We start from the raw sequence: 5,145 nt of genomic DNA on the forward strand, positions 1-5,145 counted from the left end.
GGGCGCGCACTACGGCATCGCGCTCGATGGCGATGCCGATCGGCTGCAGCTGGTGGATGCCAGCGGGCGCCTCTTCAACGGCGACGAGCTGCTCTACCTGATGGTGAGGGAGCGCATCGCGCGCGGCGAGAAACCTGCGGGCGTGGTCGGTACGCTGATGACCAACAAGGCGATCGAGGTGGCACTGAAGGAGCAGGGCATCGAGTTCGTGCGGGCCAAGGTGGGCGACCGCTATGTGCTCGAAGAGCTCGAGAAGCGTCGCTGGCTGCTCGGTGGCGAGGGCTCGGGCCACCTGCTCGCGCTCGACCGCCACACGACCGGCGACGGCATCGTGAGCGCGCTCCAGGTGCTGCAGGCCTGCGTGCGCAGCGGCCGGCGCGTGGATGAGCTGCTGGCCGGCGTCACCCTGTTTCCGCAGACCCTCATCAATGTCCGTCTGGCCGAGGGGCAGGACTGGAAGGCCAACGCCGCGCTGGCGGCCGAAAGCGAACGCGCGGAGGCCGCGCTCGGCGACACCGGCCGTGTGCTGATCCGCGCCAGCGGCACCGAGCCGCTGTTGCGCGTGATGGTCGAGGCGCGCGATGCGGTGCAGGCCGAGGCCTGGGCGAGCCGTATCGCCGCCACCTTGAAGCCGGCCTGAGGCGCGAGTGGCATGAGCTCGAGCCCGAATCTCGCCCCTGCCATCGACCTGGTGCTGGCCGACTACCGGGACCCCGTGCATGCGCACGCGGTGGTGTCCCTGCTGGACGCCTATGCGCGCGACCCGGCCGGCGGCGGCGCGGCGCTGGCGCCGGAAGTACTGGCTGGCCTGCCCGAGGCCCTGGCGGCCCGACCCCAGGCTTTCAGCGTGCTGGCCTACGACGGCGCGCAGCCGGTCGGGCTGGTCAACTGCATCGAGGGCTTCTCGACCTTCGCCTGCCGGCCGCTGGTCAATGTGCACGACGTGGTCGTGCTGGCCAGCCACCGCGGTCAAAGGGTCGCGCAACGCATGCTGGCGCGCGTCGAGGCCGAGGCCCGCGCCCGCGGCGCCTGCAAGCTCACGCTCGAGGTGCTGTCGGGCAATCGCAGCGCGTTGCGGGCCTACGAGCGCGAGGGCTTCGCCAGCTACCAGCTGGATCCGGCCTTCGGCTCGGCGCTCTTCCTGCAAAAGAAGATCTGATCCCGACCGACGGGTCGGCCGGCGAACGCCAGGCCTGTTGGTGAAACACCGCGGAACCGGCTTTGCCGGGCCGCTGGTGTTGCCCCCGGTAGGGGGTGGGCGCCCGACACGAAGTGCGGGCAACCTGGGGGCGAGCAACAGTGCCACCGCGGAACCGGCTTTGCCGGGCCGCTGGTGTTGCCCCCGGTAGGGGGTGGGCGCCCGACACGAAGTGCGGGCAACCTGGGGGCGAGCCTAGAACCTTGTCACTGGCATGGCGTCGTCGCCTGCTTTCGCCGGCGCGTACTTGCCCAACTCCCACTTGGCGATCGCGTTGCGGTGCACCTCGTCCGGGCCGTCGGCGAAGCGCAGCGTGCGGGCGCCCGCGTAGGCGTAGGCGAGCGGGAAGTCGTCGCACATGCCGCCGCCGCCATGCACCTGCATCGCCCAGTCGATCACCTGGCAGGCCATGTTCGGTGCCACCACCTTGATCATCGCGATTTCGGTCTTGGCGACCTTGTTGCCCGCTACGTCCATCAGCCAGGCGGCCTTGAGCGTGAGCAGGCGCGCCATGTCGATCTTGCAGCGCGCTTCGGCGATGCGTTCCTGCGTCACGGTCTGCGAGGCGACGGTCTTGCCGAAGGCCACGCGCGAGGAGGCGCGCTTGCACATCAGTTCGAGCGCGCGCTCGGCCAGGCCGATCAGGCGCATGCAGTGGTGGATGCGTCCCGGGCCGAGGCGGCCCTGGGCGATCTCGAAGCCGCGGCCCTCGCCGAGCAGGATGTTGCCCACCGGCACCCGCACGTCCTCGAACAGCATCTCGACGTGGCCGTGCGGTGCGTCGTCATAGCCCATCACGTTGAGAGGGCGGATGATCTTGATGCCCTTGGCGTCGGCCGGCACGATCACCATGCTCTGCTGCGAATGGCGCGGCGCGTCGGGCTCCGACTTGCCCATGGTGATGAAGACCTTGCAGCGCGGATCGGCCGCGCCCGAGATCCACCACTTGCGGCCATTGATGACGTACTCGTCGCCCTGGCGTTCGATCCGGGTCGAGATGTTGGTGGCATCGCTGGAGGCCACATCGGGCTCCGTCATCGCGAAGGCCGAGCGGATCTGGCCTTCGAGCAGCGGCTTGAGCCAGCGGGCCTTGATTTCCTCCGAGCCGTAGCGCGCGATGGTCTCCATGTTGCCGGTGTCAGGCGCCGAGCAGTTGAAGGCCTCGCTGGCCCATGGCACGCGGCCCATGATCTCGGCCAGCGGCGCGTATTCCTGGTTGGTCAGGCCGGCGCCCTCGTAGCCCGAGGCGGCGGCGCTGTCGACCGGCAGGAACAGGTTCCACAGACCCTGCGCCTTGGCCTTGGCCTTGACCTTCTCGACCGTGTCGAGCGCGGTCCAGCGCTTGCCGGCCGCGGTGTTGGCCGCCAACTCGGCCGCGTACGCGGCCTCCGCGGGGTAGATGTGGTCGTCCATGAAAGCGCTGACGCGCTTTTGCAGCTCTTTGGTTTTGGCCGAGTAGTCGAAGTCCATGTCGTCTCCAGGTGGGTAATTGGGTTGGGGGGCGCCGCCGCGCGGGTCACGCTTTCTGGGCGAACTGCCAGGCCATCTCGGCCATCGGCCGGGCCCCGCGGCCCGAGGCCACGGCTTGCTCGCTCGATGCGGTACCGGCCTCGACCCGCTTGGCGATGCCCTGCAGGATCGCGGCGATGCGAAACAGGTTGTAGGCCAGGTAGAAATTCCAGTCGGGCGCCAGCGCCTCGGGCGTCGTCAGGCCCGTGCGGTCGCAGTAGCGCCGGATGTACTCGCTCTCGGTCGGGATGCCGAGGCTCTTCAGGTCGACGCCGCCGATGCCACGGAAGGTGCCCTGCGGGATGTGCCACGACATGCAGTGGTAGCTGAAGTCGGCCAGCGGATGGCCCAGCGTCGACAGTTCCCAGTCCAGCACCGCGATGGCGCGCGGCTCGGTGGCGTGGAACATCAGGTTGTCGAGGCGGAAGTCGCCGTGCACGATCGAGCTCATCGTCTCGTCGCGGGCGCTGGCCGGAATATTCGCCGGCAGCCATTCCATCAGTCGGTCCATCTCGGGGATCGGCTGCGTCACCGAGGCGACGAACTGCTTGCTCCAGCGGCCGATCTGGCGCTCGAAATAGTTGCCGGGCTTGCCGTAGTCGGCCAGGCCGCGCTCGGCGAACTTCACGCTGTGCAGCGCCGCGATGACGCGGTTCATCTCGTCGTAGATGGCCGCGCGGGTGGAATTGTCCATGCCGGGCAGGGACTGATCCCAGAGCACGCGGCCGGCCATGAATTCCATCACATAGAAGGCGCGGCCGATGATGCTCTCGTCCTCGCACAGGCAGTACATCCGCGGCACCGGCACATCGGTGCCTGCCAGGCCGCGCATGACCTTGAACTCGCGCTCGACCGCATGCGCCGAAGGCAGCAGCTTGGCGACCGGGCCCGGCTTGGCGCGCATCACGTAGCTTTGCGAAGGCGTGACGAGCTTGTAGGTCGGATTGGACTGGCCGCCCTTGAACATCTCGACCGTGAGCGGGCCCTTGAACCCGTCCAGGTTCTTCTCGAGCCAGGCGGTGAGGGCCTCGATGTCGACGAGGTGTTGTTGCGAGACGGCACGCGTGCCGACGAAATTGTCGAAGTCCTGGGTCATGGCTCGAGATCTATTGTTGTTCGTCGGCTTCGGAAATGCGCATCAGGGCGACACGGTCCAGCACCACCAGTCCGGCCGGTTCGATGCGGATCGCTTCCTCGCGCTCCATGGCCTTGAGTTCCTGGTTCACGCGCTGGCGCGAGGCGCCCAGCAACTGGGCCAGTTCCTCCTGCGCCAGGTGCAGCCCGATGCGCATCTGGCTGCCGTCCGCCAGGTTCGGCACGCCGTAGCTGCGAACCAGATGGATCAGTTGCTTGGCCAGCCGCGCGCGCAGGGGCAGGGTGTTGAGATCCTCGAMCAGGCCGAACAACTGCCGGATGCGCCGCGCCTGCAGCCGCATCAGCGCCTCGTAGAGCTCGACGTGGTTCGACAGGATCTTCTGGAAATCGGCGCGCGCCACGCACAGGATCGTGGAATCGCCATGCGCGTACGCATCGTGCGTGCGCCGATCGCCGTCGAACATCGCCACGTCGCCGAACCAGATGCCCGGCTCCACGTAGGTCAGCGTCACCTGCTTGCCCGAGACCGCGGTCGAGCTCACGCGCACCGCGCCCTTCGCGCAGGCGATCCACTGTTCGGGCGGATCTCCGCGAGCGGCGATCAGCTCGCCGTCCTTGAAGCGTTTGACGAATGCACATCGGAGGATGTCGTGGCGCAGTGAGGGTGAGAGGGAAGAAAACCAGCGACCACTGTTGATCGCTTCACGTTCTTCGATGGTAAGAATGGGGTCGTCCATGGGCTGTCCTGTCGGTGACTGAAAGGCGAGGGGGGTGTCACGAGAGCGACGCGGGGTCATTCGTAGCGCGGCGTCTCCTTGGCAAGGAAGGCCGCKATGCCGATGCCCGCGTTGGCGTGATGGAGGTTGCGCACGAAGTGGTCGCGCTCCTGGGACAGTTGGGCAACCAGCGTCGCGCCGCGCGCGTCGCTCAGCAATTCCTTGATGCTGGCCAGCGCGTTCGGTGCCCGCGCGTTGAGCTTTTCGGCCAGTGCCAGCGCCGCGGCCAGCGCCTGGCCGTTCTCGGTGAGCTGGTTGACCACGCCCAGCGCATGCAGGCGCGCCGGCTCCAGCCGCTCGCCCAGCATCAGCCATTCGCTCGCGAGCTGGCRCGGCAGCGCCCGCGCCAGGTGCCAGCTCATTCCGCCGTCCGGCGAGAGCCCCACGTTGCTGTAGGAGGCGGCAAACACCGCATCGCGCGCGGACACCACGAAGTCGCAGGCCAGYGCCACCGAGAAGCCGGCGCCGGCGGCAGCGCCCTCGACCGCCGCGATGACCGGCTTCGGAAAGGCGCGGATCGAGTCGATCCAGGCGTGGAGCGCCTCGATGCTCTCGGTCTGCACCGAG

The 5,145-nt window shown here is 68.3% G+C and carries 6 protein-coding genes; 2 read left to right on the top strand and 4 right to left on the bottom strand.

Going from position 1 to position 5,145, the window contains the following annotated elements; translation table 11 throughout:
- Positions 1–640: phosphohexomutase domain-containing protein (locus tag AC1D2K_RS29395; RefSeq protein WP_478093308.1), on the top strand; the 640-nt coding region annotated here is incomplete at its 5' end.
- A gap of 12 nt (positions 641–652) precedes the next feature.
- Positions 653–1,159, top strand: a complete 507-nt coding sequence (locus AC1D2K_RS29400; protein ID WP_478093310.1) for a GNAT family N-acetyltransferase — start codon at positions 653–655, stop codon at positions 1,157–1,159.
- A 234-nt stretch (positions 1,160–1,393) separates the two neighbouring features.
- On the opposite strand, the gene AC1D2K_RS29405 is transcribed toward AC1D2K_RS29400, so the two are convergent.
- The 4 genes from AC1D2K_RS29405 to AC1D2K_RS29420 all read right to left on the bottom strand — a co-directional run.
- Positions 1,394–2,668, bottom strand: a complete 1,275-nt coding sequence (locus AC1D2K_RS29405) for an acyl-CoA dehydrogenase family protein (RefSeq protein ID WP_478093312.1) — start codon at positions 2,666–2,668, stop codon at positions 1,394–1,396.
- A gap of 46 nt (positions 2,669–2,714) precedes the next feature.
- Complete coding sequence (locus AC1D2K_RS29410; RefSeq protein ID WP_478093314.1) at positions 2,715–3,803, bottom strand: phosphotransferase; 1,089 nt, start codon at positions 3,801–3,803, stop codon at positions 2,715–2,717.
- Between the two features lie 10 nt (positions 3,804–3,813).
- Entirely contained in the window at positions 3,814–4,539 is a 726-nt protein-coding gene (locus AC1D2K_RS29415) for a Crp/Fnr family transcriptional regulator (RefSeq protein ID WP_478093316.1), read from the bottom strand.
- A gap of 56 nt (positions 4,540–4,595) precedes the next feature.
- On the bottom strand, positions 4,596–5,145 hold a 550-nt coding region (locus tag AC1D2K_RS29420), incomplete at its 5' end, for an enoyl-CoA hydratase-related protein (protein ID WP_478093318.1).

This window comes from Variovorax sp. P1_H12_2 (assembly GCF_056405335.1).